Source organism: Mycobacterium sp. WMMD1722 (genome assembly GCF_049315205.1).
Classification (GTDB): Bacteria; Actinomycetota; Actinomycetes; order Mycobacteriales; family Mycobacteriaceae; genus Mycobacterium.
In genome coordinates, this window is record NZ_CP186056.1 from 1,135,502 (window position 1) to 1,162,330 (window position 26,829).

Here is a 26,829-nt window from a genome sequence, read left to right on the forward strand (position 1 = left end):
ATGGCGGGAGTCGCAGCCAGCAGCAGGCAGCGCAGCAAGATCGCGCCGTACCTGATGATCCTGCCCGCCATGGTCTATCTCGGCATCTTCTTCGTGGTGCCGTTGGTGACGCTCGGGCGGACGTCGCTGTCGAGTTCGGGCGGGTCGGTGTATCTGCCGACACTCACCTTCGACTGGAACTTCGGCAATTACGTCGAGGCGTTCCGCCAGTACGAGGACCAGATCATCCGGTCGTTCAGCTACGCGGCGGTCGCCACCGTGGTGTGCGTGCTGCTGGCCTATCCCCTGGCCTACGTCATCGCGTTCAAGGCGGGGCGGTACAAGAATCTGATTCTGGGCCTGGTGATCCTGCCGTTCTTCGTCACGTTCCTGATCCGAACCATCGCCTGGAAGACGATCCTGGCCGACGAAGGCTGGGTGGTCCAGGCGCTCGGCACGGTCGGGTTGCTCCCAGCGGAGGGCCGCCTGCTGTCCACCGGGTGGGCGGTCATCGGCGGACTCATCTACAACTGGATCATCTTCATGATCCTGCCGCTCTACGTCAGCCTCGAGAAGATCGATCCGCGGCTGCTCGAAGCGTCCAAGGACCTCTACTCGTCGGCGCCGCGCAGCTTCGGCAAGGTGATCCTGCCCTTGTCGATGCCAGGGGTCCTGGCCGGCAGCATGCTGGTCTTCATTCCGGCCGTCGGTGACTTCATCAACGCCGACTACCTCGGAAGCACGCAGACGACGATGATCGGCAACGTCATCCAGAAGCAGTTCCTGGTGGTCAAGGACTATCCGGCGGCAGCGGCGCTCAGCTTCCTGTTGATGGCGCTGATCCTGGCCGGCGTCCTGCTCTACACCCGGGCCCTGGGAACCGAGGATCTCGTATGACCATTGCGGACCGCGTCTCCGCGGCGAACGAGGGCATCGGCGACGTCACTCCCAAGCGGTCGCTCGCCGCGCGGCTCAACCTGGGGGACAACGCGTTACGGGTGGTGGCGGGCCTGGTCCTGCTGTATCTCTTCCTGCCCATCTTCGTGATCATCCTGTTCTCGTTCAACAAGCCGACCGGGAAGTTCAACTACACCTGGCGGGGGTTCACGCTCGAGAACTGGGCGGATCCGTTCAAGTACCCAGCGCTGACCGACGCCCTGAAACTGAGCCTGAACATCGCTGCGGTGTCCACCCTGATCGCCCTGGTTCTGGGCACCCTGGTCGCCATCGCGCTGGTGCGGCAGCGGTTCCGGGGGTCCAAGGCGGTCGACACGTTCCTGGTGCTGCCGCTGACCGCACCCGAGGTCGTGATGGGCGCTTCGCTGTTGACGCTGTTCCTCGACCTGAACTGGGCCGCGGGGTACACCACCATTCTGATCGCTCACGTCGCCTTCGAGGTCAGCTTCATCGCGATGACGGTGCGCGCCCGAGTCCGTGGATTCGACTGGACGCTCGAAGACGCGTCGATGGATCTGGGTGCCAGTCCGGCCCGCACGTTCTTCCGGGTGACGTTGCCCCTGATCGTCCCGGGAATCGTTGCCGCGGCGATGCTTTCCTTCGCGCTGTCGCTCGACGACTTCATCATCACCTATTTCGTGAGCGGTTCGACGACGACCTATCCGCTGTATGTCAACGCTGCGGTCAAGGCGGCGGTGCCCCCTCAGATCAACGTGTTGGCAACTGCCATCCTGCTGATCAGCCTGGTGCTGCTTGCCGTCGGAACGCTATACCGGCGCAAGCGCATCGACGTCTGACTCCGCCCGCTCAGCCCACCTCGGCCGGTACCGGTGCGGGCCGGGCGCCACTGCGGGCGGCACCGATTCCTGCTCCGACGACGAACACGATGCCGGCCACCCCGGCGGGTGCGGGTACCTGGTGCAGGACGACGAATCCGATCGTGAGCGCGAACGCCGGTTCCAGGCTCATCAGGGTGCCGAACGCCGCGGTCGTCAGCCGCCGCAGCGCCAGGAACTCCAGGGCGAACGGAAACATCGGCAACAGGATCGCCAGGCCGAGTCCGATCAGCAGCAACTCGGGGGTCAACCGCTCGAAGACGGCCGGGCCGACCGCGATGGTGCCGACCAGACCGGCAACGGGCATGGAGACAGCCAACCCGTTGATGCCTGACACGGTGTCACCCACCCGCTGGGTGAGCAGAATGTAACCGGCCCAGCACACTCCGGCGGTCAGCGCATAGGCCACGCCGATCGGATCGACGACGCCTGCCCAGGGCTGCGTCATCAATACCACCCCGACCGCAGCCAGACCTGGCCACACCACCCGCCGGGCGCCTCGTCCGTTCACGACCGCCACGCCGAGTGGTCCGAGGAACTCCAGGGCACTCGCGGTCCCCATCGGGATCCGCGCCAGCGCCGCCATGAACAACAGGGTGATCATGGCGGTGACCACACCCAGTGCCACACAGGTCGCGAGGCTGCGGCGAGTGAAACCCGCCGTGCGCGGACGCAGAAACACCAGGAACAGCAGACCCGCCCACGCCAGGCGCAACCATGCGGCGCCGTCGGCCCCGATCCGATCCATCAACCCGACCGCGACGGCGACGCCCAATTGCACTGAGAGCATGGCCGTCACGGCCATCACCGTGCCGGAGCGAGCCGAATGCGTGACCACCGCTGCATTGAACGGGAAGGCCGCCCGCCACGTCCACTTCGTTTTGTCGCAGAGTTTGTGCGCAAGTCGCCCGCGACATGGTTCAGGTGCCGAAGATGGGGTAATCAGGCGTCGTTACCGGCTGCGGAGGGGGTGCCGTGAACAGCAGGGGGATCACCGTCGCGGCGACCTCAGCGATCGCCGTGATCGCCATGACGGCCGGCGGCTGCGGATACCGCATGGGCGCTGTCCCGGCCGACGGGGTTTCCGCGGTGGCCTCGGTGACGGCCACCGCCGCGGCGTCCGTGCGCACCGGAGCTGACGTGCGCGAACCGCAGGCGGGCGTGGCGTCCATCGACGTGGATCGGGCTGTGGTGCCCAACGCCCAGGGAGATCCGGCGTGCGCGTCGCCGGTGGCCTGGGGCCGACAGCCGCAGGGCCCCGGCGTGCTGGTCAGTGTCCAAGCGCTGCGGCCGGCGTCGGTGACTGTGCTGGTGCGCACGCAGAGCGGGGCCGACGTGGCCGAGCGCGCCGTGGTCGACGGTGACGATCTGCGGCTGTTCGAGTTCCCCGACGTCGGATTCGACGTCGTCCGCGAAGTGTTGATCATGACGACCACCGCGCGGTGTTTCGCCGTGGCCGATCCGGTGACCTTCCGTTGATCGGCGCGGATCAGCCCGAGGTCGCGCGCGCTGCGGCGATCAATTCGACGACACGGCCGATGTGGGGTTCTCGGACGATCGAATGGTGATCACAGTCCACGATGTGCACGCGGAGGTCACCGGTCACGATGCGCGGCCACATCCTCGGATCGTCGCGGTTGAGATGGCTGAGCACCAGCAGTGCGCGACCCGGCCACGGCTTGGGTCGGTACCGCATACCGGTGATGAGACCCACCTCCTCGACGGCTATCGACCGGCGCCGCCGGCCACCGAAGAGCAATCCCGCCAGCGGCACCGATCTCTGGTGTTCCCACCATGATCGGAGGTCGGTGGGTACCGTCTCCTCGAGAGTCACCGTGACGTCCGGCAGCTCTCTGCGCGCCTCCCGCGCGACCCGCGGCGGCAGCCAAGGATCGAGCATCACCAGCAGCTCGACGCGTTCGCCGGCCGCCTCCAGCATGCGAGCGGCCTCCAGCGCGACGTGCGCTCCCAACGAATGACCCACCAGCACGTACGGGCCGTGCGGTTGCACGGTGCGCAGGTCGGTCAGGTGCCGGCGGGCCGCGCGCGCCACCGACAGATCGGGTATCGCGCGGCGCTCAAGACCTTTGGGCTCATAGGCGTACACGGCGGTGCCGGGGTCGACGTGCCCGGTCAGTGGGACGAAGCACAGCGACGACGCGCCCGCCCCAGTGAAGCAGTGCAGTGCCGGACCTGCACTGGCCGGCGACCGGGGCCGCAGTGCCACGGTCGAGGGTCTCAGCGTCATACCGCCGAGCCGGCGCGGCCGCCCCTGACCCGCGGCACTGAGCCTGCAGGCGAATTCGGCCACGCAGGACGCTGCCGCCAGATCCGATTGGTCGAGGTCGACGCCGAACGTCGCCGCGACTTCCCGCAGCATTCTGGTGGCGGTCAACGAATCGCCGCCCAGCGCATAGAAGCCGTCGCTGCGGCCCACACCGTTGACGCCGAGTATCTCGCCCCACAGCCCGGCGATGGTGGCCTCGAGGTCTCCGCGCGGCGGTTCCCCACCATGGGTCCGCGGCCGGGGCAACGCCATTCGGTCGACCTTGCCCCGTTCGGTGCGGGGTAGCGCGGATACGACCACCACGTGCGCCGGGACCATCCACGGCGGCAGGTCGCGGTGCAGTCGGCTGCGCAACTCGGCGACCGCGGGCGTGCGGGAGGTGGTGCTCGGTGCCACGTAAGCGGTCATGGCCGCGCTCTCACCGGCGGTGGCGGTCACCACCACCTCACGAACGTCGTCGTATCGCAGCAGCGTCGATTCGATCTCGGCCGGCTCGACGAGGTACCCGCGGACTTTCACCGCGGAATCGGTACGACCGAGCAGGATCAGGTTGCCCGAGTCGTCGAATCGGCCCACATCCCCACCGAGGAAGGTCCGGCTACCGTCCGCATTGCCGACGAAGCGGCTGGAGGCTGTCGACGGATCGAGGTACCCGAGCGCCAGGTGGGCGGAGGTGATGGCGACCGCGCCATCGTCGTCGAGCTCGATTCGCTTGTGGGGCGCCGGTTTTCCGGCCGGAAGAATCCCGGTCGGCAGCGGGGCCGCCGGTGCGACGTCGAAGGTGGAGATGGCGCTGGCCTCCGAGGAGCCGACCCAGTTGGTGAATACCGCAGCCGGCGCCAGCTCACGGGCGAGCTGAACATGCCGGGGATGGGCGGGTTCACCGGTGGTCACGATGCGTTCGAGGCTCGCCAGTGCGGCAGGCGGCGCCGCAGCGTGCAGCGCGACGAGGAATGCCGGGGTGCAGACCAGGACGCGAGAGTTCGACTCCCGAAGGCGCTCGAGCGCCTCCGCGGCGGTGGCGTCGCGTGGCTCGACGGCCACGACCTCCGCACCGCACAGCAGTGAGCCGATGAGCACGTTCAAGCCCGCCCCGAAGCTGACCGGCATGCCCAGGGCGATGCGCTGTCCCGCGGTTATGCCGAACCGACCGGCGAACAGTTCGGCGTCGCAGAGCCACATGCCGTGTGGGTGCATGACCGCCTTCGGCGCACCCGTCGACCCGGAGGTGAACTGGATGCTGGTCACCGCGTCGCGGCGCCCCCCGACCCTCAGCGGAACGTCGGGAACGTGCGTCGGGGCAGGCAGATCTGCGGTCACTTCGACGGTCACGACGTCGTAGCCGTGCTCGACGAGGATCTGACGGATGGCGTCCAACCGGTTCTGGGGAAGGGCGGGGTCGATCAGCACCGAAACGGCGCCGGATGCGAACAGGCCCAGGATCGTCGACACCGTCGCCGGGCGTAGCACGGCGGGCACCAGCACCGCGGTCTTGGAATCCCGGAGGCCGTCATTCGCCACGACGTGTGCCGCTGCCAGCAGCGCCCCGTAGCTGGCGGTGGCCGTCGCGGTGCGCACGGCGACCTGATCGAGCCGCGTCCGCGCGACGGCCTCAAATGCCGCCGGCACCGACAGGAAGTCGAGCGGCCGGACCGGCGGGTGCGCCGCGCGTCGAGAGGTCGACGCGGTCACCGCACGTCAGTGCGCCGGGATGCGGCTGTCGACATGGCGGACTCCGATGTACTCGACCAGTGGGGCTTAGCGGAGGCTACCCTAACCCGAACCTGGGGTGTCCGCACGAGGCCCACACCGATGAGGGAAGGGATCGCCCATGCTGGCGTTCATCACCACGCTGCGCCATCCGCGCAATTCCGCGGATTACGCGCGGGTGGAGACGCTGCTGCGGGACACTCTCCGATCGGTCACCCGGCAGGCGTGCGACGACTACGTGGTGATCGTCGTGGGGAACCGGCGGCCCTCCTTCCCGCTGCCCCCACGGACGCACTTCGTCGAGGTCGACTTCCCGGCGCCGTCACCGCGCGGCGGGCCGCAGACCGGGATGCCGCCCATCATCTGGGACAAGGGCACCAAGGCGACGGTCGGGCTGATCGCGGCCCGCGACCACGGGCCCGACTACGTGATGTTCGTCGACGCCGACGACTTCGTGCACCGCGACCTCGCGGGGTTCTGCCGCGACCATCCCGGACGGGACGGCTGGGTGGTCAAACGCGGCTGGATGTACTCGCAGACCCGCAACGCCTACGCGCCCAAGTGGAAACTGTTTCGCATCTGCGGGTCGACGTACATCGTCCCGCTCCAGGCATACGCGATTCCCGGGCACCTCACGGTGCGCGCCACCCAGCAGGAGATCGTCGACGCCGTGGGCGACCTGTTCGAGAACGTGCTCGGCGAACACCGCTATGCGCTGGAATGGTGGCGCGACCGCGGCGTGAATCTTCGGCCGCTGCCGTTCCGCGGGACGGTCTACCAGGTGGACACCGGTGAGAACCATTCCGGCAACGTGCTTCTCGGGCCGGGTATGCCCTACCACCGGCGGCTTGCCCGCGACTTCGGGATCCGGTCGACCAAGGGCCCGGCGTCCACGCTGTGGACGTCGATCGGCCCTGCGGCACTGCGCCCGGACATGAGGCTGCCGGCGCGTCCGGCCTTTCTGCGGTCCAAGACCAGTTATCTGGCCGAGTACCGCCCGCCGAACCGGGACTGCGAGAGCGCCTGATCGTCCGCCGATCCGTCACCGCAGATCGCGGTCACGACAGGTGTTCGGCGACGCAGCGGGCGCACATCGCCAGTGACGTCGCGCCGGCGTCCGGGGTGCCGATGCTGCGTTCGGCGAGCGGGCGGGCGCGGCCGACCTTCGGCCGCAGATCCGCGGTCGCCCGCGCGGCTGCGGTGGCCGTCTCTGCCGCCGCCGCCCAGGCATCCTGCCACCGCTGGCCGTCGCTGACCTGACGCTCGAACTCCTCGACGAAGGGCAGCAACGCGTCGAGCATGGTCTTATCGCCCGGTGCCGCACCCCCCAACGCGACCAGCGCCTGGTAGCCGTCGCGCATTCCCGAGGCGATGGTGGCCGGGTCGGGCCGGCCGGTGTCACCCAGACGGTCGCCCACCGCGGCGAGCATCGCCCCCCACAGCACACCCGATGTGCCACCGGCTCTGGCCGCCCATTGCCGCCCTGCCGCGCTCAATACCGAACCCTGTCCGGCACCGTCCGCCACCGCGCGGGCGGCGGCGGCGCGGGCGGCGGACGAGCCCTTGACCATCCCGCGTCCGTGGTCGCCGTCGCCGGCGACCGCGTCGATCCGTCCGAGCTCGTCTTCAGCCTCGGCCAGCATCGCCGCCATGGCGTCGAGGAGGCCGGCCACGAGCCGGCCGCCGTCACGGCCGGCGTCGTCGGACAGATCCCCTACCGGCGGGGCCGACGCGTCGGCCTGGGTCAGGGAACCGTCGCGCTCGGCGCCCGATGCCTGGACGGCGCCCTTGCGATAGGCGGGAGTGTCGGCCGGTGCGCGCCAATATCTTTCGAGTTCCTCGTCGAGCCACATCACGGTCAGCGAACAGCCGGCCATGTCCAGACTGGTGACGAGTTCACCCACCTCGGGTTCGACGATCTCGTAGCCGCGGTCGCGCAGCAGGCGCGCGACCTCCCCCCACACCACGAACAGCTCCTCGTACTTGGTGCGGCCCAGCCCGTTGAGGATCACCGCGATCCGCTGTGATGTCGTGTCGGCGGGGACGTCCTCGAGCACCCCGTCGACCAGGGTGGCGGCGAGCCCGGCGGCGGTCGGCATCGCCTCCTCGGCGACGCCGGGCTCTCCGTGGATCCCCAGTCCGACGCCCATCTGACCCTCCGGCACGGTGAACAGCGGGTGGTCGGCGCCGGGCAACGTGCAGCCGTCGAATGCGACACCGAGGGTGCGGGTCGCGGTGTTGGATGCCTCGGCCACCCTGATCACACCGGCGAGATCGAGACCCTCCTCGGCGGCGGCACTGGCGCATTTGAAGACGGTGAAGTCGCCGGCGATACCGCGCCTGCTGGCTTCGTCTCCCTTCGGGGCGCTGGCGATGTCGTCGGTCACCGCGAGATAGTGCGCATCGATGCCGTCGGCGCGTAGCTGCGTCACGGCCAGCCCGAAGTTCATCACGTCACCGGCGTAGTTACCGGTGGTGAGCAGGACACCGGCGTCGCCGTGGGCCGCCCGCGCAACCGAAGCCGCCTCTTCTGCGGAAGGTGAGGTGAAGATGTTGCCGACCACCGCGCCGTCGGCGAAGCCGGCGCCGACGGTGCCACAGAACGCCGGATAGTGCCCGGAGCCGCCGCCGATCACCACGGCCACCTTGCCCGGTCGCGTCGCGTGCGCCCGCACCACGCCACCAGGTACCCCGACCACGTACCGGGCGTGTGCATCGAGGAAGCCGACGAGCATGTCCTCGGTGAAACGAGCGGGGTCATTGAACAGCTTGGTCATCGGAGCCGTTCACCGGTGTCGATGTCGAACAGGTAGACGCGCTCGGGCGGTGCGGTGACGGTCACGTTCTGTTCGGGTCGGTAGGAGTCGGCGGCGGGGGTCTGCACCACGATGCCCTCCTCCATACCAGCCACTGTGCTGGTGGCCAGACCGAATTCGAGGAGATGTTCGAAGTACGCGATCGTCGCCGAGAGGCCGCCGGTGGCCTCCCCCGTGCCGGTGATCGCACAATCCTGTGGCCGGACGCCCACCGAGACCCGGGTGCCCTCGGCGATGCCCCCGACAGTGGTCTCCAGAGCACCTGCGCCCGAGCCGATCTGGACGCGTGTCCGACCGTCGTGAAGCTGAACAACCCCCTGGAGGACGTTGATCTGCGGTTCTCCGACGAACTGTGCGACGAACAGATTCGCCGGGTCGTCGAACACCTCGTCCGGGGTGCCGAACTGCTGCACGACTCCGGCGTCCATCACCGCGAGGCGGTCGGCCAGCGACAGCGCCTCGACCTGATCGTGGGTGACGACGATGGTGGTGTAGCCGAATTCGCGCTGCAGGACCTTCAATTCACGGCGCACCCGCTGGCGGGCCGACGCGTCGAGGTGGCTGAGCGGTTCGTCGAGCAGGAGCACCGGTGGGTTGCGCACCAACGCCCGCGCCAGGGCCACCCGTTGCTTCTGGCCGCTGGACAGGCCGGCCGGTCGCAAACCCATCAGGTCGTCCATCTCGAGCCGGCGGCTGATCGCGTCGACCATCTGCTCGGCGCCGGAAACCTTGCGAGCCTTCAGGCCGTAGAGCAGATTCTCCCGGATCGACATCGGTGGATAGAGCGCATAACTCTCGAAGCCGACGCCGATTCCCCGCTTGGCAGCGGGCAACTGGGAGATCTCGCGCTCGCCGATCTTGATGGACCCGCTGGTGACGGTCTCCAATCCGGCGATCATCCGCAGCGTGGTCGTCTTACCGCAGCCCGACGGACCCAGCAGCGCGACCAGTTCTCCGGGTGCGATCGCCAGGTCGATGCCTTTGACGGCGGTGACGCTCTCCCGGCCCCGGGAGGCGTAGGTCTTCACCAGCTTGTCGAGGGTGAGGCTCTGTGCCGTCGTGGTCTTCGCCGCCTCTGTCGCCACACTCGTCCGGCGGGCAGGAGCGGAGCGACCCGGAGAATCAATCACTGTGCCGCCTCCAGGGTCTTGTCGGCACCGAGCCGCGCCGTGTCGTCGTCGCCCACCTCGAACACGTGGACATTCGTGTCGGCGACCGTCATCGTGACGGTGTCGCCCTCGTCGACGCCGTGCCGGCCCGAGGTCAACACGATCAGCTGGGTCCCGGCGCAGTCGACGGTCAACTCGATGTTGCGGCCGAGCCGTTCGGCCAGCAGCACCCGTCCATGCAGCGAACCCTCAGGCCCGTCGGTGACATGGATATCGCTGGGCCGCAGACCGATTCGTACCCGGTCCCCGCGATCCACCGCCGCCCCGGCGGGGATTGCGACGTCGAGGGATCCGTCACCGAACCGGATCCGGCCGTCGTCGACCACGCCGTCGAGCAGGTTGATCTCGGGCTGACCGAGTGATCGCGCGACGAAGGTGTCAGCCGGCCGGTGCCAGACCTCCTCGGGGGTGCCGATCTGCACGAGCCGGCCGGCCCGCATGACCGCGATCCGGTCGCCCAGGGCCAACGCCTCCTGGTAGTCGTGGGTGACGTAGATGGTGGTGGTGTTCGACATCGCGCCCAGCTGCTTGAGTTCGGCGCGCATCTGCGCGCGCAGCTTCGCGTCCAGGTGGGACAGCGGCTCGTCGAGCAGGTAGACGTCGGCCGGGCGGACCAATACCCGTCCCAGCGCCACCCGCTGACGCTGTCCGTTGGACAACTCCCGGGGAAGGCGACTGAGCAGATGGTTGATCCCCAGCGTGGTGGTGACCTGTTTGATGCGTTCGGTACGTTCAGCTTCGCTGTAGCGACCGGTGCGGCCCGACTTCAGTGGGGACGCCAGGTTGTCACTGACCGTCTTCTGCGGGTAGAGCGCGTAGCTTTCGAACGCCATCGCGACGTTACGGTGGTAGGGCTCCACCCGGGTGACGTCCCGGCCGTCGATGTGCACCGAGCCGGCGTCGATGTCGACCAGTCCGGCGATCGATTTGAGCGTCGTGGTCTTCCCCGCACCGCTGGGGCCGAGGATCACGAAGAACTCGCCGTCGGCGATGTCGACGCTGATCCCGTCGACCGCTCGGACTTTTCTGTCCGACTTCCCGAAGTGCTTGTGCAGACCGGAGATCGATACCGTGGCCATCAGGCTTTCACCGCCCCGAACGACAGGCCGCGGACCAGATAGCGCTGAATGGTCAGTGCCAGGACCAGCGGCGGGAGTGCCGCGATGATCGCCGCGGCGGCTGTGAGGTTGTAATAGGCCTGACCGCCGCCACCGAGGAACTTGGTGATCGCCACGGTCACGGTGCCGGCGTTGGTGTCGGCCAGTATCAGCGGGAACACGTAGTTGTTCCAGGCGAAGATGAACGCCAGCAATGCCGCGGCTGCGATGCCGGGTCGCACGATGGGCAGCGCCACCATGATGAACGCTCGTCGACGGGTGTAGCCGTCCAGTAACGCCGCCTGCTCGAGGTCCTCGGGGAGGTCCTGGAAATAGGACCGCAGGATCCACACCACCAGCGGCATGGTGACCAGCTGCAGCACCCAGATCATCCCGACCTTGGTGTCGAACAGCCCGATCTGGTTGTAGATGACGAACAGCGGCACGATGACCATCAGTTCTGGCGCGAAGCGGAACGAGAGCATCTGGAACATCAGGTCGTTGGAGCCCCGGTACTGCCAGCGCCCGGCCGCGTAGGCGGCGGGGATGCCGATGACCAGCGAGACGATCACCGCCCCACCGCAGTTGAGCAGGCTGGTCAGCAAGCTGGCCTTGAAGTCCACGCTGGTCATCTGGGTGCCCTTGTCGGAGAGCACCGTGGCGAAATTCGACCAGGTGGGGCTGAACGAGAAGTAGGTGGTGGTCTGCTGTTCGGCGTTCTTGAGGGCCAGCATCAGCATCCAGAAGATCGGGAACAGCGAGAACACGAACCAGAACACCAGGCCGACGTCGGCGGCCACCGAACCGAACGACAGTCGCTTCTGACCGGGTAGCAGTTCGTTGCGCGTGAAGGCCATGTCTAGGACTCCGCTCCGGCAGCACGGCGCTGCGCTTTACCGAGCACGCTCACCAGGTAGCGCGCGGTGATGAACACGATGATCCACAGCAGCAGCATGTAGGTGCTGCCGCGGGAGTAGTTGAGGTTGATGATCGAGTCCTCGAAGGCACCGATCTGCAGTGTGCGGGTGGCGACTCCCGGGCCGCCGGCGGTGAGCACGTAGATGTGGTCGAACACCTTGAGGTTGTCCATGAAGCGGAAGATCACCGCGACCAGGATGTAGGGCCACAGCATCGGCAGCATCAACTTGCGGAACATATAAAACCATCCAGCACCGTCGACCTCGGACGCCTCGAACGGCTCTCGGGGCAGCGACCGGATACCGGCGAGCACCAGGATGGCGACGAACGGGGTGAAGATCCAGACGTCGACCAGGATCACCGAGAACAGGGCGTTGCCCGCGGACAGCCAGTCGAACGTGTTACCCAGTCCGAGAACGTGATTCAGGATTCCGAACTGCGGATTGAACATCAGCTTCCAGATGACACCGGCGATCACGGGGGCGATCATCAGCGGCAGGATCAGCACCTTCTCGAAGATTTTGCCGATGATCGAGGAGCGGTTGAGCAACAGCGCGAGGCCCACGCCCAACACGGTTTCGATCAGGGTGGCCAGCACCGCGAACGTCGCGGTGACCTGGACGCTCTTCCAGAAGACCTGGTCGCCGAGCACCGAGGCGAAATTCTCGAACCAGACGAAATGCGGGTCGGGGTTCACCGCGGCGTAGTTGAGGAAGGCGTAGTAGGCGCCGACCGCGAAGGGGTAGAGAATGCCGATCACGATGACGACGGCGGGGACCGACAGTAGATACGGGCGCATTCTGCGCCGCCAGGTCGGGACCTCGGGCAGCGCGCCGGCACGCTGCGCAGCAGGGGGCTCCGGCGAGGTGGCCGGCGCCTTGGACGTCTGGGTTGTCATGGCCAGGGCTCCTAGAGGTTGACCTTGGAGGTGTTCGTCTTGGCGAGGCTGCTCAGCCGCGATCGCGCGTCGTCACCGCCGTAGATGTCCTGCAGCGCGACCGCCCAGTTCTGGGTGGTGTCGAAGAAGGCCTTCTGCGGGGTGAACTGGATTTTCGACTGGCCGATCACGGTCTCGAACGCCTCCAGATAGCCGAACTGGTCGGCGGCCACTCGTTTGAAGGTGGTGTCGAACACCGATTTGCGCACCGGGTCGGCGTAGGTGCCGCCCTCGACGGCCTTGTTCATGGACTCCTTGCCGGTGGCCCACTGGATGAACAACCAGGCCGGCAGCTTGTTCTTGGAATTGGCGCTCATCGCCCAGCTCCACGTCCACAGGTTGGTCTTGTAGTTGCCGTCGGGCCCGGCCGGACCGGCGTACCAGGCGATGTTGCCGGCCTCCCGGCTCGCACCCGGCTTGTTCTTGGGGTAGGTGGCGCTGTCGGCGTCGAACACCATCATCGCCTTGCCGTCACCGAGATCGCCGGTGGCGTTGGGATAGTCGTAGGTCGTCCACGAGGTCGGACCGGCCTTGTGCTGAAGTTCGATCCATTTGCTGGTGAAGTCGACGGCTTGGTCACTGTCCATCTCGGCGACCAGCTCGCGCCCGTTCCAGCTGTAGTCCACCGCACCTTCGCGGGTGTATTGGGTCATGAAGCCCGGATGGATGGTGGCCCAGGACTTCGAGCCGCGGGTCGACAGACCGTATTGGTTGTTCGCGCGGTCGGTCAGGTCGATGGCCAACTGGATGAAGTCATCGAGGTTGTCGGGCAGCCTGGTGATGCCCTTCTCGTCGAAGACGCGCTTGTTGTAGGCGACCACGTTGTTCTCGAAACCCCATGGGATCGCCCACTGTCCGCCGGTTCCCAGCGGATTTCCCAGAGTGAAATCCCAGCGGGTGGAGGTGCGCAGACCGTCGAAGATGTCTTCGAAGTCGTACTCCGCGTTGGTGGCCGAGCTGTTCTGCAGCCACGGCGTCAGGTCTTCGATCCACCCGGGCGGGCCGTACTGCCAGATGAAGTATGCGCCGAGCATGAAGGCGTCGTGTTTCCCCGATCCTCCCGCCAGCTCGGTGTTGAGCTTGGTGAAGTAGTCGGCCTCTGGCACCAGATCGACGTTGACGTTGATACCGGTGAGTTCGGTGAACTCCTTGAGCAGCGGCTGATACGACAGCTGGTAGGGGTGCGGGGTCTGCAGGATGGTGATGGTGGATCCGGCGGCCTTGCGCCAGTCGAAGCCGCCCGACACCTCGCCGGCGCCATTGGGTGCGCTGGCGGTGCCACCGACGCCGCAAGCCGACAGCATGGGCACCGCAGCTGCGGCAGCACCCATGGCGGCCAACATGTTCCGCCGTGAGAGCTGCGGACCACCGGACGGCCGTCGGTCATCGTTGAAGAAGCGATTCATATCGTCGATGCCTCTCAAGCCGGGATGAGCGAGACCTTGACCGATTCCTTGCCGCTCGCGACCAGGTCGAGCCCTTGCTGGAATTCGGTCAACGGCAACTGGTGAGTGCAGATGGCGTCCATCGGCAGGACGCCGGATTCGATCATCTTGATCGCCGCGGGCCAGCAGTACGGACCCAGATGGGCGCCGAGGACGTCGAGTTCCTTGTCGTCGCTGATGATGCTCCAGTCGACGGTGACGTCACTGCCGAAGACGCCGTATTCGACGTAGCGGCCGAGTTTGCGAAGCAGGTTGAGGCCCTGGGGAACCGCCGAGGTGTGACCGGTGCCTTCCAGATAGACGTCGGCGCCGTAGCCGTCGGTGAGGTCTTTGACGATCTGCTCGGCGTTCTGTTCGGCGATGTTGATGGTCAGGTCGGCCCCGCACTTTTCGGCGAGCTCGAGCTTTTCCGGCGCCATGTCGAGCGCGATGACACGCATCGGGTTCTTGGCCCGCGCGCCGGCGATCATGCCGAGGCCGATCGGTCCGCAGCCGGCCACCACCACGGTGTCCTCGAAGGTGATCTGCGCACGTTCGACGGCGTGCAATGAGCAGGACAGCGGTTCGGCGAACGCGGCATGCTGCGGGGCGATGTCCTTGGACACCTTGTGCACCAGCGCTTCTGCCGGATAAACCATGTAGCTGGCCATGGCGCCGGGAGTGCGCCGCTTGAAGCCGTAGAGATCGTGCGGCTGGCACATGTGGTACTGGCCGCGCTTGCAGAAGCGGCATTCCCAACACGGGACGATCTGTTCGGAGACGACCCGGTCGCCGACCGCGATTCCCCACCGCTGCGCCGCCTCATCGTCGAGTTCGACGACGGTGCCGGCGAATTCGTGTCCCGGGATGACCTCGGTCTCCGCCCAGGCCGGTCGGTTCTCGTCGCCCCAGAATTTCGCGGCGCCGTGGTAGCACTTCAGATCGCTGGCGCAGATGCCGACGGCCTCGACCCGGATGAGCGCTTCGCCTGGCCCGCGCTGCGGAACCGCGATCTCCTCCAGCCGGTAGTCGTGGGGTCCGTGGCAGACGACTGCCTGCATCTTTTCCGGAATCTGATCGGTCATCGGGCGGCTCCTCGGAATGTGGCTGGGCTCACATTAACCAACGTATGCACATATGTCCAGAACATCTGTTCAGGGAGAATCGACGCATGAACAAGTGTTCAGTGCCATACTCGATTGCGTGCCACGGTCTGCACAGCCCGCGCCCCCGACCGGTGTCGACGGCCCCGTCTCCGACGGCTCCGACGTCGCAGCCGGCCATTTCTCGGCGTCGCTGCTGTATGCCGCGGCAAAGCTCTACTACACCGAAGAGGCGACGCAAGCCGAGGTCGCCGGCCAACTCGGCACCAGCCGCGCCACGGTCAGCCGGCTGCTCGCCGAGGCCAAGCGACGCGGAATAGTCCGGATCGAGGTCGTGCCGCCCACCGACGTGGGAACCGGTGACCTGGCGGATCGACTGGCCCGGGCCCTGTCGCTGACCACCGTCTTCCTCAGTCACCCGATGCCCAATCCCGGGCCGGGCCGCGGCATCGTCGACGTGATGGGCGCCGCGCTGGCACCGGCGGTCGGCCGCGCACTGTCCGCGGCCGGCCTGCTACCCGGTGATGTTTTGCTGGTGTCGTCGGGGCGCACCGTCTACGAGGTGGCCCAGCACGAACTGGTGCCGCTGCCCGGAGTGCTCGTCGTACCGACCGTCGGAGGCAACGACCAGCCCGAGGAGTGGTACCAGACCAACGAGATCACCCGGCGCGTCGCCAACCGGGTCAACGGCAGACCCAACTATCTCTTTGCGCCTGCGCTGCCGGGCCCGGAGCTGTATCCGTCGCTGCTCAACGACCCGAGCATCCAGCGGGTGCTGCACCTGTGGCCGCACGCGCGGTGCGCTCTGATGGGTGTGGGTGCACCACCGCTGTTGCGGTCCGACATCCCGCAGTTCGTGCCGACCAGGTCGTCCTCGCTGCGCTCGGCCGTCGGCGATGTGTGCTCGCGGTTTTACGACGCCGACGGCGACGAAGTCGACTTCGAGGGCAGCGACCGACTGATCGCGGTGGGCCTCGAGGCGCTACGCCACGTCCCCGTGACGATCGCCGTAGCGGTGGGGCGGGACAAGGTGCCCTCGATCGTCGCGGGCGCGCGGGGCGGATACTTCAACCAGCTGATCACCGATCCGTCCACGGCTACGGCGATTCTCGAGGCCGTCGAGCACTAGTCCGGGTCCACCGCTGCAAGCCGGTGCACCTGCGCTCGCGTCGCCGGATATAGCTCCCGCCACGTCGCGTACAGATCGTCGTAGAGCGAACGGTGGGTTGGATCCGGTTCGATCTCCCGCGCCACCTTCGCCCAGTCCGTGCCGGGGTCGACCAGGCCCGTGCCGATGGCGGCGAGGAGCGCGTTGCCGTAGCTGGCACCGATCCCCTGTTCGGGTACCTGCTGCGGGCGGCCGGTGATGTCGCTGAGCGTCTGAGTCCACACCGGGCTGCGCAGACCGCCGCCGACGGCGACTGTTCGCTCACCCGAATGCGCATCGTCGAACCGTTCGAGAATCTCCCGGATACCGAACGAGATGCCTTCGTAGGCCGCCCGGAAAAGGTGGCCTCTGGTGTGACGCAGCGTCAGCCCGGCCACCACGCCGCGGGCCTGCGGGTCGAACACCGGGGTGCGCTCCCCCGCGAGATACGGCAGCATCAGCAGCCCTTCGCTCCCCGGCGGCACCTGCGCGGCCTCGGCCATCAGCACCTCGAACGACGCCCCACCCGTCGTCTGTTGCAGCCAGCCGATCAGGCTTCCCGCCGTCGACGTGCCGGCAGCCAATGCCAGCGTGTTGCGCTCCACGCCGGTCGTGGTCCACAGCGTGGGATCGCTGTAGTACTCGTCGATGATCTGCACGAGGAACATCGTCGAGCCGTACATCAGCATTTGATCGCCGGGTCTGCGCACACCGACCGAGAACGCCTCGGAGTAGGCGTCGATTGTTCCGGCGGACACCGGCGTGCCCTGCGGGACCCCGGTCTGCTCGGCCGCCCGGCGCGTCACGGTACCCACCACCTCGCTCGGCCACACCAGCCTGGGCAGCGGGAGGTGACCGCAGATGCGTTGCGCCCACTCGTGATTCCAGTCGAACGCGCGGGTGGCGTACAACGGGTCGCACTGGCTGGCGGTGTGGTGGTCGAGGATGTATTCGCCGGTCAGCTTCGCGGCGATGAACGAATTCGAGCCGTACCATCCGGTCGCCTTCTCGAACACCCCGGGCTCGTGGCGGCGCACCCACTCCAGTTTGGGGCCGACCGCCTGAGTCGACAGCCGGGTCCCGGATCGCTCGAGGATCTTCTGCTCGCCGAATTCGGCTGTCAACGAATCGATCTCGGCGGTCGCACGGGTATCTATGCCATAGAGGATGGCCGGGCGCAGTGGCCGCAGCGACGCGTCGCACAGCACCAGACACGGCCCCACCCCGCTGACGCACATTCCCGCCACGCTGCCTCCGGCGGGCATCCGAGCCATCAACGCCGAGCTGATGTCGCACACTTCGCGCCACCACAGCGTCTCCGCGTCGGCCTCGGCCCAACCGGGCCGGGGCAGGCTCATCGCGTGGGCCAGGGTCTGCGAGGCCAGCACATTGCCCGTCACGTCCACGAGCACGCCCTTGGTGCTTCCCGTGCCGATGTCGATGCCGAGCAGCAGATCCACGGGCTGAACCCTACGTGCTCGCGGCGGTGCGTCAGCGGGTCCTGGACGGAAACGGGTCGTCGGCGAAGTCGATCTGGGCCGCCGGGTTGCTGACGGCGGTCACCAGGCCCGAACCGAATGCGCCGGCCCGGTCGAACAGCGTGGCCGTGCCCACCGAGATGCCGTCGGACACCCAGTGGGAGTCGGCTTCGACGCCGATCCATTCGTCGACCGGCAGGCGGGACAGCGCGACGGTGAGATCGCCGTTGATGTAGCCGACTCCTGCGGTGCCGAGGTTGGTGACCAGGCTGGTTCCCTCGGCGGCCATCACCGCCCGGACGAACGGGGAGTTGTCCGTGCCCCCGACGACGTCGACCATGCGGCTCAAGGTGCGCTTGCGGGCGTCGTTCTGATGGTCGACGATCCGCGTCGTCCAGCCGTTGCCGTCGCTGCCGAGATGGATGTGCTGCGCCGGGTCCCAGTCGGTCGGGAACTCGTGGTCGTCGGTGCGGACCCATTCCCGGCCGCGCGGCGCTTCGGCGCGGCGGTACTGCACCATGGTCGCGCGGGCGACCGTCACCCCGTCCTGGATGAGTTCGCATTCGGAATTCCGGACCCGGCGTCCGTCACGGATCAGATTGCTCTTGACGGTGGTCGCCACGCCGCGAGCCGCGCGAAACAGGTCCACGGTGAGGCGGGTGGGCAGAAAATCGGCATGACCGTACTCGTACTCGAGCACCCGCGCGGCCAACCCGACGACGGCCGGACCGTTGAGGTGGTCCTCGCCCCAGTGGCTCTGCGCGTACTGCGTGGGCAGGAAGCCGCCTTGGTCGTCACGGGCGAAGTGGAACGGACGCTCGCTCATCCGGGCATCGTCGCACAGCCGGTCTCGCGGCCTCGTGACGGACGCCGCGGGAATGGTTCGGCCCGTGGTGTGGGGGTACGCGCCCGACCATGACTTCTTCGACATCCGACGTGGCGCCGCTGCGCGCCCTGGGTCTGGTCTGCACTCTCAAGCCGAGCCCGGCCCCGTCCAGCAGCGCCGTGATTCTCGAGCAGATCTTCGAACCGATGCGCAGTCAGGGCGTGCAGTGCGAGTCACTGCGCGTTGTCGACCACACGGTGGCACCCGGCACCGACGCCGACATGGGCGAGGGTGACGAGTGGCCGGCCATCCTCGAGAAGATCGTTGCCGCAGACATCCTCGTCGTCTCCACCCCGACGTGGGTGGGCCACATGTCCAGCGTCGCGCAGCGCGTCCTCGAGCGGCTCGACGCCGAATTGTCCGAGACCGACGAGCAGGGTCGTCCCCGTCAGGTCGGAAAGGTGGCCCTGGCGGCTGTGGTCGGCAACGAGGACGGCGCCCACAAGATCGAGGCCGACCTGTTCCAGGCGCTCAACGACATCGGCTTCACGATCGCCGCTCAGGGCTGCACCTACTGGAACGACGAGGCGATGGGCGGACGGGACTTCAAGGACCTCGACGAAACGCCCGACGCGGTTGCCAGCACCACCCAGAATGCGGCCCGTAATGCGGTGCACCTCGCCGGGCTGCTGCGCGAGCACCCGTATCCGCCGTATTCCTGACCGTCGGCCACACGTTCACCTTGGCGGTGTATAAGCGGTGTATAGACGGTGAACAACCCTGAGGGGGTGGACGATGAGCATCGTCAACGGGGCGGTTCGGCTGGTCACCCGCACCGCCGACGCGACCACGGCGGCGGCCGGTGCGATCGGCGGAGCCGCGGTGAACGGAGTCGTCGGTGGCGTGCAGGGCGCTGTGGCAGGCGTTCGCAACGGGCTGGGCGAGGGCAGTAAGTCACCGGTGGCGGCCGCCATCACGCTGGGAGCGATCGGCGCGGCCGGCCTGATCGAGTGGCCCGTGCTTCTCGCCGTCGGCGGCGGCGCGCTGGTGGTGCACCAACTGAACCAGCGATCGAACAGCGCAGCGACAGCTCCCCCGCTGCGCTCGGTCCAGACCTCGAGCCCCCCGGCGAAATCGGCCAAAAAAGCGGCCGCACCGCGCAAGTCGACCGCTTCCCGACGGAAGACCACCACATGAGCAGTCACGCCGACACCGTCGAGCGGGTTCGTGAGGCGCGCACGCTCGCCGTGGATCTGCCGATCGTCGGGCGCGTGCGGATTCCGCGTCCCGAACAACTCGCCTTCTATGCCGCCGTGGGGGCGCTGGCCGCCGTCGAGATCATCGAATGGCCGGTCGCGCTGGTTCTGGTCACCGGTCACGCACTGATGCAGAACGAGCACAGCCGGGTGGCGCAGGAGATCGGCGAGGCTCTCGAAGAGGCCTAGCGGATCGACAGTCCGGTCAGCGCGCGACCGATCACCAGCCGCTGGATCTCGCTGGTGCCCTCGAAGATGGTGAAGATCTTCGCGTCGCGGTGCATCCGCTCGACGGGGTAATCGCGGGTGTAGCCGTTCCCGCCGAGAATCTGGATGGCTTCGTCGGTGACGTACACCGCGGTCTCACTGGCGTACAGCTTGGCCATCGACCCCTCGGCGGAGCTGAACGGCTTGTTGTTGCGGTGCATCCACCCGGCCCGCCACACCAGCATCCGCGAGGCGTCCACCCGCGCCTTCATATCGGCGAGTTTGAAGGCCACGGCCTGGAATTCCCCGATCTTGCGACCGAACTGTTCGCGCTGGCAGGCGTAGTCGAGCGCGTACTCGTAGGCCGCCCGCGCCACCCCGAGCGCCATCGCGCCGACGAACGGACGGGTTCGCTCGAAGGTCGCCATGGCCGCCTGGCTGGAGGTGCGTTGACCCTCTTTGGCGCGCGCGACCCGCTGTTCGAACTTCTCGCGGCCACCGAGGATCAGGTCGCCGGGAATGCGGACGTTGTCGAGCACCACCTCCGCGGTGTGGGAGGCCCGGATGCCGTGCTTCTTGAACTTCTGCCCCTGCGACAGACCGCGGGTGTCCGGCGGGATGATGAAGCTCGCCTGGCCGCGGGTGCCCAGATCCGGGTAGACCGAGGCGACGATGACGTGGACGTTCGCGATGCCGCCGTTGGTCGCCCAGGTCTTCGTGCCGTTGAGGACCCATTCGTCGGCCGCCTCGTCATAGACGGCGCGGGCGCGCACCGCACCGACGTCGGACCCGGCGTTGGGCTCGGAGGAACAGAATGCGGCCACCTTCGTGTCACCGGGCGTGCCGAACATCGCAGGCAGCCAGTCGCCGATCTGTTGCGGGGTGCCGTTGGAGGCGAGCGCCGCCGCGGCCAGCCCGGTGGCCAGGATGGACAGCGCGATGCCCGCGTCGCCCCAGAACAGCTCCTCGAACACCGTGAGCAGCCCCAGACCGCTTTCCTCCCCGGCCATCTGGGCGAACAGCTCCGGGGTGTACAGCCCGACCTTGGCCGCTTCCTCGATGATCGGCCAGGGCGTCTCCTCACGCTCGTCCCACTCCGCCGCCGCGGGCCGCACGACGTCGGCGGCGAATTCGTGGACCCAGTCGCGGACGGATGCGACGTCGTCGGGCACTTCGAGGGAGAACGTGGTCATGCGGTCATCGTGTCATGCCGCCGGTCACTGCCCGAGGGTGAGCGTCTGCGCGACCAGGTACCGGTCGAGGACCTCCGGCGTCGGATCGGCCTCATAGGACGCCGTGACCCCGTAGGACCAGGCCGGCGGAGTGTCCTGGCCGGCGTGTACCCACGCCGCCTGGCGGGCCGCCCCCAGCGCCACGTACTCGGCCGGCGTCGGCACATGTACCGGGCGCCCCCACACCGCGGGAGCGATGCGGCGTACCGCTTCCGAACGGGCGCCGCCGCCCACCAGGATGATGCGTTCGACGGCGATGCCCTGTGCGGCGATCTTGTCGATGCAGTACGCCATCGACGCCAGCAACCCCTCGACCGCGGCACGGGCCACGTTGGCATGGGTGAAATTGCGCGTGGTGAGGCCGTGCAGCGCGCCTGCGGCCTCGGGCAGGTTCGGTGATCGCTCCCCATCGAAGTACGGCACGAGCGTGAGCCCCTCGGCGCCGACCGGCGCCCGCAATGCCAGCCGGTCGAGTTCGTCGAAGTCCACTCGCAGCATGGCGGCTGTGGCCGCCAGTACCGGTGCGCCGTTGAGGGTGCACACCAATGGCAACTGCCGCCCCGTTGCGTCGGCGAAGCCGGCCACCAGGCCCTCGGGGTCGTGCGGCGCGGTGGTACCGACCGCGCTGACCACCCCCGAAGTGCCCAGGGACACCACACAGTCGCCGGGGCCGGCACCGAGTCCGAGCGCGGCCGCGGCATTGTCGCCGGCGCCGGGGCCCAACACCGCACCCGAGGCGGTGTGGCCGGCACCGTCGCGCGGTCCGAGCACGGCCGGGAGTGCGGGCCTGCGTCCACGCGTGGCCAGTTCCAGCAGTTCGGCGTCGTAGCTGCCGGACTGAGCCGAGAAGTATCCGGTACCGCTCGCGTCGCTGCGGTCGGTGCGCAGATCAGCGATGTCCCCGCTCCCCGACAGCCGCCAGGTCAGCCAGTCGTGTGGTAGGCACACCGCGGCCGTCGTGTCGGCGTGGTCGGGTTCGGCGTCGGCCAGCCAGCGCAGTTTCGACGCGGTGATCGATGCCACGGGGACGACGCCGATGCGGTCGGCCCAGGCTTGCGGCCCGCCCAGTTCGGTGACGAGGTCCGCGGCGGCCGGTCCCGAGCGGGTGTCGTTCCACAGCAGGGCGTCACGGACCACGTCGCCGCGGTCGTCGAGGCAGACCATGCCGTGCTGTTGGGCGCCGACCGACACCGCGGCCACGTCGTCCAGACCACCGGCGGCGCTGACGGCGGACTGTAGGGCGGCCCACCACTGTCCTGGGTCGACCTCGGTGCCGTCGGGGTGCGGCGCGGTCGCCGACCGTACGACCTCGCCGCTGTCGGCATCGCACACCATCACCTTGCACGACTGGGTCGACGAATCGATCCCGGCAACCAGCGCCACGTGACCTCCTCCGGTCTTGATGCCCAACGCTGAAACAACCAGCCTAACCAGCGGGTCGTGGCGGACCACGCGCAGAATCGAGGGATGGACAGTGGTCCCGCCCCGGATGACACACGTTGGGATCCCGATCGCGACGAGACCGAAACCGAACGCCTGGACCGCAACTGGGCGAGCTTGCTGCAGGAGCTGCGAGTCGCCCAGACCGGCGTGCAGGTGTTGACCGGATTCCTGCTCACCCTGCCGTTCCAGCAGCGGTTCACCCAGCTCGACGTGGGCGCGCGCCTGGTCTATCTGTTCACCGTCGGTTGTTCGATCGGCTCGACGGTTCTGCTGGTGGCCCCGGTGTCCATGCATCGGGTGCTGTTCCGTCGCCACCGACTCGGCACGGTGGTGTCCGCGACGCACAACTATGCGATCGTCGGGCTGCTGTTGCTCGGGCTGGCGCTGACCGGGGTGGCGGTGATCATCTTCGACGCCGTGGCCAACGGGACGGCCGCGGTGGTGGCCGGCGGCCTGACCCTGCTGGCGCTGACCGTGTTCTGGTTCGCACTGCCCGTACGCAAACGGCTGACTCGGCGCTCGGGCAGATAGCGCCGGTGGCGCGTTTGTGAGCGGATCGGCGGGGGAACATGCTCACCATGTTGATCCGACGTGTCGCGCGACCCATGTTGTCTGCAGTGTTCATCGGGCGAGGTGTTGAGGCGCTTCGCAGCCCCAAACCGGCTGCTGACGCCGCTCGTCCCACCCTCGACGGGCTGAGCAAACTGCCCGAACCGGTCGGGACCAACGTGCCCACGGACGCCGAGACCGTCGCCAAGATCACCGCGGCCGTCCAGGTCGGCGGCGGGCTGCTGCTCGCCACCGGAAAGCTGCCGAGGGTGGCCTCTGCCGCCCTGGCGCTCAGCGTCGTCCCGGGAAGTCTTGGCGGACATACCTTCTGGTCCGAGACCGACCCCGCCCGTAAGGCCGAGGAGCGGCGAGCCTTCCTCACCGACGTCAGCCTCATCGGCGGCCTGATCATCGCGGCGCTCGACACCGAGGGCAAGCCGTCGCTGGGCTGGCGCGGTCGTCGCGCGGCCCGCAAGGTCGCCGCGGCGCTTCCCGTCGGTGCGGCCGCGGGCGGCTCGCTCGCCGACAGTGAGATCGCCGAAAAGCTGGGCCACGGACTACACGTCGGTGCCGAACGCGGTCAGGAGCTGGCCAATGTCGCCGGCAAGCGCGGCGCCGAACTGGCCAAGATCGCCCGCGTGCGCGGCGCCGAGTTCGCCGATGTGGCGAGCAAGCGAGGCGCCGAACTCGCCGACGTGGCGAGCAAGCGCAGTGCCGAACTGGCCGAGGTGGCGAGCAAACGCGGCGCCGAGTTCGCCGACGTCGCAGGCAAGCGCAGCGCGGTATGGGCGGATCTGGCGCGGGAACGCGGTTACGAATGGGCCGAAACCGCACAGAAGCGGGCACCGGAATTCGCCGACACCGCGACGCGGCGCAGTGCCGAACTGGCCGAGATCGCGCGGGCGCGGGCCGGCGACTTCGCCGAGAACACCCGTAAAGAGGCCAAGAAGCAGGCCAAGAAGTCGAAGAAGCAGGCCGAACGCCGACTGCGCTGAAGTCGCGATCCGGGCGCGTCGAAGCGCCCGGATCGCCGCTCGGCGGCGGTACATTCGTTCCACCCACTACGCGGTCAGGAGCGAATGCGATGTCAACTGGTGACTATCCGCCCCAGCCGGGGCAACCCGAGTACGGCGGACCGCCGTCCGGCGGCCAACCTCAACAGGGCGGCCAACCTCAGTACGGCGGTCAGCCGCAATACGGCGAGCAACCGCCGTACGGTGGCCAGCCGCAATACGGCGGCCAACCTCAATACGGCGGGCAACCTCAGTACGGCGGCCAACCTCAGTACGGTGGCCAGCCTCAGTACGGTGGTCAGCCACCCTACGGCGGTCAGCCTCAGTACGGGCAGCAACCACCGCCGGACCAGCCCCAGTACGGTCAACCGACGTACGGTCAGCCCCAGTACGGTCAGTCCCAGTACGGTCAGCCGGGCGGGTATCCCCCGCCGGTCGGCGGAGGGCAGCCCGGTGGTCTCGGTGTCCGGTTCCTGGCGCGCCTGATCGACGGCATTCTCCTCAGCATCGTGAGCAGCCTGTTCTTCCTGCTCACCGACACCTGGGACGACTACTGGGTCACCGGCCTGTTCACCGGTCTGTTGACCTTCCTGTACTACGTGGCGTTCGAGGTCACGCAGGGCTGGACGCCCGGCAAGAAGGTGTTGGGTCTGAGCGTGCATGGTCCCGCGGGCGCACCCAAGCCGACATTCGCCCAATCCGCAATCCGCAACGCCTTCACTGTGCTGCCGATCATCCCGATCATCGGCGGGCTGCTGGGCGTCGTGGCGATCGTGGTGATTGCCGTGACCATCAACGGAAGTCCGACCAAGCAGGGCAAGCACGACCAGCTGGCCGGTGGCACACAGGTCCTCAAGGCCTGATTCGACCGGCGCGAATCCCCGGCCAGCCGCGCGGCTGCCGGGGATTCGGCGTCTCCGACGTCAGATCATGACGTCGAGGATCGGCACGGACACCAGCTCACGGCGGTGTTGGGTGACCGTCCTCCCCCGTGGAGGCCAGCTCCATATAGGCATCGATGATCGCGTCGATCGACCGGTTGACGTCGATCGTGAACCCCTTCTCGTCGGGTGCCAGCGGTTCGAGTGTGGCGAACTGGGATTCCAGCAGGGAGGCCGGCATGAAATGGCCGGGTCGGCTGGACTGGCGGCGAGCGATCACCTCCGGCGAGCCGTGCAGATGCAGGAAGCCCACCTCCGGGCAGTGGCGCCGCAGCTGGTCGCGGTAACGCAGCTTGAGCGCCGAACAGCTCATCACACCGCCGTCGGGATGCTCGGCCAGCCACTGGCCGATACTGTCCAGCCAGGGCTTGCGGTCCTCGTCGTCGAGCGCGTGGCCCTCGGTCATCTTAGCGATGTTGGCCGGGGGGTGGAAGTCGTCGGCGTCGGCGAAGGGCACCCGCAGCCGTTGACCCAGTGCTGCTCCTACTGTCGACTTCCCCGAACCCGACACACCCATGACGACCACTGGCGACGGCACGATGAGGGCCTACCCAGTTGTGCTCGTCGCCACACGTGCGTATCGGCATGATTGACTGCGACGGTGAACAGAGACCCACGGGTAGCGCGCCGCTTCTTCGACCGATTCGAGCCCGTCCATGCGGTCACCTATTTCGCCCCGGAGGTCCGCGCCGCGCTCGACGGGCTGGGCTACCGCGGCTTCTGGATGGGTTATTTCGCCGCCCGGTCGGCGCCGCTGGGGCGGGTGCCCGCCGACGTCGTGACCGCCCTGTTCTACAACTTCGCCCCGGAGCGGGTGGCCCGGGCGCTGCCGGCCGCCTGGGACGCCGCCCCGCCGGACACCGCCCTTCAGGTTCGGCAACGGTCGGCAGTCGACGCGCTCAACCGCTACGGAGTCACTGCCGGCGACGACGTTCGCACTGCCGCCGGACTGCTCGAAAAGGCGGTGCGGGAACTCGCCGTCGACGGGCGGGCGCTGTTCGCCGCCAACCGGACCCTCCCGTGGCCCGACGAACCGGTCGCCAAGCTGTGGCACGCCGCCACCCTGCTGCGCGAACACCGCGGTGACGGGCATGTGGCCGTACTGACCACGGCCGGGCTGAGCGGCCGCGAGTGCAATGTCCTGCACGCAGCCGCCGGGCGGGTACCGCGGGAGATGATCATGCGCAGCCGCGACTACGACGAGGCGCAGTGGGACCACTATGTTCAGCGGCTGGCCGGGCGCGGTCTACTCGACGACAACGGTGAACTGACCGACGCGGGCAGCGCGCTCAAACAGCACATCGAGACCGCGACCGACGCGCTGGCCCTGAGCGCCCTCGACGCGCTCGACAACGCGGAGGTGGAGACGGTGTTCCGGACCCTGACGCCGATCACCCGCACGGTCGTCGCGGCCGGCGACCTGCCCGACGCCACCCCGATGGGCCTCAGCCGCGACGATCTGGCGGATGACAGCGCCCATCTCGGGTGAGGGCAGCCCTCACTT

General features: G+C 68.0%; 26 protein-coding genes. 12 read left to right on the plus strand and 14 right to left on the minus strand.

Features of this window, described 5'->3' with window-relative positions; all coding sequences use genetic code 11:
- Together ACN27E_RS05275 and ACN27E_RS05280 are read left to right on the plus strand one after the other, a co-directional pair.
- Positions 1 to 876 carry an ABC transporter permease gene (locus ACN27E_RS05275; RefSeq protein ID WP_422747148.1) on the plus strand — a complete coding sequence of 292 codons (876 nt, stop codon included), beginning with the start codon at positions 1 to 3 and terminating at the stop codon, positions 874 to 876.
- A complete protein-coding gene (locus ACN27E_RS05280) occupies positions 873 to 1,733 on the plus strand; it encodes an ABC transporter permease (RefSeq protein ID WP_422747150.1) in 861 nt (286 codons plus the stop codon). Before ACN27E_RS05275 ends, ACN27E_RS05280 begins: the two co-directional genes overlap by 4 nt.
- Before the next feature lie 10 nt (positions 1,734 to 1,743).
- On the opposite strand, the gene ACN27E_RS05285 is transcribed toward ACN27E_RS05280, so the two are convergent.
- Positions 1,744 to 2,577, minus strand: coding sequence for an EamA family transporter (locus ACN27E_RS05285; RefSeq protein ID WP_422749628.1), 834 nt, complete (start codon positions 2,575 to 2,577; stop codon positions 1,744 to 1,746).
- A gap of 170 nt (positions 2,578 to 2,747) precedes the next feature.
- Between ACN27E_RS05285 and ACN27E_RS05290 the strand changes: the two genes are divergently transcribed.
- The gene (locus ACN27E_RS05290) at positions 2,748 to 3,251 is read left to right on the plus strand and encodes a hypothetical protein (RefSeq protein WP_422747152.1); all 504 of its coding nucleotides are present in this window, start codon (positions 2,748 to 2,750) and stop codon (positions 3,249 to 3,251) included.
- Positions 3,252 to 3,261: 10 nt separating this feature from the next.
- On the opposite strand, the gene ACN27E_RS05295 is transcribed toward ACN27E_RS05290, so the two are convergent.
- On the minus strand, positions 3,262 to 5,751 hold the full coding sequence (locus tag ACN27E_RS05295; protein ID WP_422747154.1) for an alpha/beta fold hydrolase: 2,490 nt from the start codon (positions 5,749 to 5,751) through the stop codon (positions 3,262 to 3,264).
- A 139-nt stretch (positions 5,752 to 5,890) separates the two neighbouring features.
- Between ACN27E_RS05295 and ACN27E_RS05300 the strand changes: the two genes are divergently transcribed.
- Positions 5,891 to 6,796 carry a glycosyltransferase family 2 protein gene (locus ACN27E_RS05300; RefSeq protein ID WP_422747155.1) on the plus strand — a complete coding sequence of 302 codons (906 nt, stop codon included), beginning with the start codon at positions 5,891 to 5,893 and terminating at the stop codon, positions 6,794 to 6,796.
- 31 nt (positions 6,797 to 6,827) lie between these two features.
- Here ACN27E_RS05300 and derK read toward each other — a convergent pair whose 3' ends face one another.
- From derK to eltD, 7 genes are all read right to left on the minus strand, one after another.
- Positions 6,828 to 8,546 carry a D-erythrulose 4-kinase gene (derK, locus tag ACN27E_RS05305; protein WP_422747156.1) on the minus strand — a complete coding sequence of 573 codons (1,719 nt, stop codon included), beginning with the start codon at positions 8,544 to 8,546 and terminating at the stop codon, positions 6,828 to 6,830.
- Complete coding sequence (locus ACN27E_RS05310) at positions 8,543 to 9,670, minus strand: ABC transporter ATP-binding protein (protein ID WP_422747158.1); 1,128 nt, start codon at positions 9,668 to 9,670, stop codon at positions 8,543 to 8,545. Before ACN27E_RS05310 ends, derK begins: the two co-directional genes overlap by 4 nt.
- Positions 9,671 to 9,711: 41 nt before the next feature.
- Positions 9,712 to 10,833: an ABC transporter ATP-binding protein gene (locus tag ACN27E_RS05315; protein WP_422747160.1), complete on the minus strand. Its 1,122-nt coding sequence runs from the start codon at positions 10,831 to 10,833 to the stop codon at positions 9,712 to 9,714.
- Positions 10,833 to 11,708, minus strand: a complete 876-nt coding sequence (locus ACN27E_RS05320; protein WP_422747162.1) for a carbohydrate ABC transporter permease — start codon at positions 11,706 to 11,708, stop codon at positions 10,833 to 10,835. Before ACN27E_RS05320 ends, ACN27E_RS05315 begins: the two co-directional genes overlap by 1 nt.
- A 2-nt stretch (positions 11,709 to 11,710) precedes the next feature.
- Positions 11,711 to 12,667, minus strand: coding sequence for a carbohydrate ABC transporter permease (locus ACN27E_RS05325; protein ID WP_422747164.1), 957 nt, complete (start codon positions 12,665 to 12,667; stop codon positions 11,711 to 11,713).
- A gap of 11 nt (positions 12,668 to 12,678) precedes the next feature.
- Positions 12,679 to 14,049: an extracellular solute-binding protein gene (locus ACN27E_RS05330; protein ID WP_422749630.1), complete on the minus strand. Its 1,371-nt coding sequence runs from the start codon at positions 14,047 to 14,049 to the stop codon at positions 12,679 to 12,681.
- A 77-nt stretch (positions 14,050 to 14,126) separates the two neighbouring features.
- The gene (gene eltD, locus ACN27E_RS05335) at positions 14,127 to 15,215 is read right to left on the minus strand and encodes an erythritol/L-threitol dehyrogenase (RefSeq protein ID WP_422747165.1); all 1,089 of its coding nucleotides are present in this window, start codon (positions 15,213 to 15,215) and stop codon (positions 14,127 to 14,129) included.
- A 118-nt stretch (positions 15,216 to 15,333) separates the two neighbouring features.
- Between eltD and ACN27E_RS05340 the strand changes: the two genes are divergently transcribed.
- Positions 15,334 to 16,362: a sugar-binding transcriptional regulator gene (locus ACN27E_RS05340; RefSeq protein ID WP_422747167.1), complete on the plus strand. Its 1,029-nt coding sequence runs from the start codon at positions 15,334 to 15,336 to the stop codon at positions 16,360 to 16,362.
- On the opposite strand, the gene ACN27E_RS05345 is transcribed toward ACN27E_RS05340, so the two are convergent.
- Both ACN27E_RS05345 and ACN27E_RS05350 read right to left on the minus strand, forming a co-directional pair.
- Positions 16,359 to 17,840, minus strand: a complete 1,482-nt coding sequence (locus ACN27E_RS05345) for an FGGY-family carbohydrate kinase (RefSeq protein ID WP_422747169.1) — start codon at positions 17,838 to 17,840, stop codon at positions 16,359 to 16,361. The genes ACN27E_RS05340 and ACN27E_RS05345 overlap by 4 nt on opposite strands.
- 31 nt (positions 17,841 to 17,871) lie before the next feature.
- The gene (locus ACN27E_RS05350; RefSeq protein ID WP_422747171.1) at positions 17,872 to 18,684 is read right to left on the minus strand and encodes an acyl-CoA thioesterase domain-containing protein; all 813 of its coding nucleotides are present in this window, start codon (positions 18,682 to 18,684) and stop codon (positions 17,872 to 17,874) included.
- Between the two features lie 89 nt (positions 18,685 to 18,773).
- Here ACN27E_RS05350 and ACN27E_RS05355 point away from each other — a divergent pair, with 89 nt between their 5' ends.
- The 3 genes from ACN27E_RS05355 to ACN27E_RS05365 all read left to right on the plus strand — a co-directional run bounded on the left by ACN27E_RS05355 (position 18,774) and on the right by ACN27E_RS05365 (position 20,129).
- On the plus strand, positions 18,774 to 19,406 hold the full coding sequence (locus ACN27E_RS05355) for a flavodoxin family protein (RefSeq protein ID WP_422747172.1): 633 nt from the start codon (positions 18,774 to 18,776) through the stop codon (positions 19,404 to 19,406).
- Between the two features lie 73 nt (positions 19,407 to 19,479).
- Complete coding sequence (locus tag ACN27E_RS05360; RefSeq protein ID WP_422747174.1) at positions 19,480 to 19,881, plus strand: hypothetical protein; 402 nt, start codon at positions 19,480 to 19,482, stop codon at positions 19,879 to 19,881.
- Positions 19,878 to 20,129: a hypothetical protein gene (locus ACN27E_RS05365; RefSeq protein WP_422747177.1), complete on the plus strand. Its 252-nt coding sequence runs from the start codon at positions 19,878 to 19,880 to the stop codon at positions 20,127 to 20,129. The genes ACN27E_RS05360 and ACN27E_RS05365 overlap by 4 nt, the downstream gene beginning before the upstream one ends.
- Here the strand turns inward: ACN27E_RS05365 and ACN27E_RS05370 are convergent.
- On the minus strand, positions 20,126 to 21,340 hold the full coding sequence (locus ACN27E_RS05370; RefSeq protein WP_422747179.1) for an acyl-CoA dehydrogenase family protein: 1,215 nt from the start codon (positions 21,338 to 21,340) through the stop codon (positions 20,126 to 20,128). The genes ACN27E_RS05365 and ACN27E_RS05370 overlap by 4 nt on opposite strands.
- 24 nt (positions 21,341 to 21,364) lie before the next feature.
- Positions 21,365 to 22,762 (minus strand): xylulokinase, encoded by a 1,398-nt coding sequence (locus tag ACN27E_RS05375; RefSeq protein ID WP_422747181.1) that lies wholly within the window; start codon positions 22,760 to 22,762, stop codon positions 21,365 to 21,367.
- A gap of 84 nt (positions 22,763 to 22,846) precedes the next feature.
- Here ACN27E_RS05375 and ACN27E_RS05380 point away from each other — a divergent pair, with 84 nt between their 5' ends.
- From ACN27E_RS05380 to ACN27E_RS05390, 3 genes are all read left to right on the plus strand, one after another.
- The gene (locus ACN27E_RS05380; protein ID WP_422747183.1) at positions 22,847 to 23,353 is read left to right on the plus strand and encodes a DUF6328 family protein; all 507 of its coding nucleotides are present in this window, start codon (positions 22,847 to 22,849) and stop codon (positions 23,351 to 23,353) included.
- 47 nt (positions 23,354 to 23,400) lie between these two features.
- Positions 23,401 to 24,366 (plus strand): DoxX family protein, encoded by a 966-nt coding sequence (locus ACN27E_RS05385; RefSeq protein ID WP_422747185.1) that lies wholly within the window; start codon positions 23,401 to 23,403, stop codon positions 24,364 to 24,366.
- Positions 24,367 to 24,455: 89 nt separating this feature from the next.
- Positions 24,456 to 25,247, plus strand: a complete 792-nt coding sequence (locus tag ACN27E_RS05390; RefSeq protein WP_422747187.1) for an RDD family protein — start codon at positions 24,456 to 24,458, stop codon at positions 25,245 to 25,247.
- Positions 25,248 to 25,344: 97 nt separating this feature from the next.
- Here ACN27E_RS05390 and ACN27E_RS05395 read toward each other — a convergent pair whose 3' ends face one another.
- Positions 25,345 to 25,863 carry a gluconokinase gene (locus tag ACN27E_RS05395; protein WP_422747190.1) on the minus strand — a complete coding sequence of 173 codons (519 nt, stop codon included), beginning with the start codon at positions 25,861 to 25,863 and terminating at the stop codon, positions 25,345 to 25,347.
- Positions 25,864 to 25,926: 63 nt separating this feature from the next.
- Between ACN27E_RS05395 and ACN27E_RS05400 the strand changes: the two genes are divergently transcribed.
- Positions 25,927 to 26,814: an SCO6745 family protein gene (locus ACN27E_RS05400; RefSeq protein ID WP_422747192.1), complete on the plus strand. Its 888-nt coding sequence runs from the start codon at positions 25,927 to 25,929 to the stop codon at positions 26,812 to 26,814.
- The last annotated feature ends 15 nt before the right edge of the window (positions 26,815 to 26,829 follow it).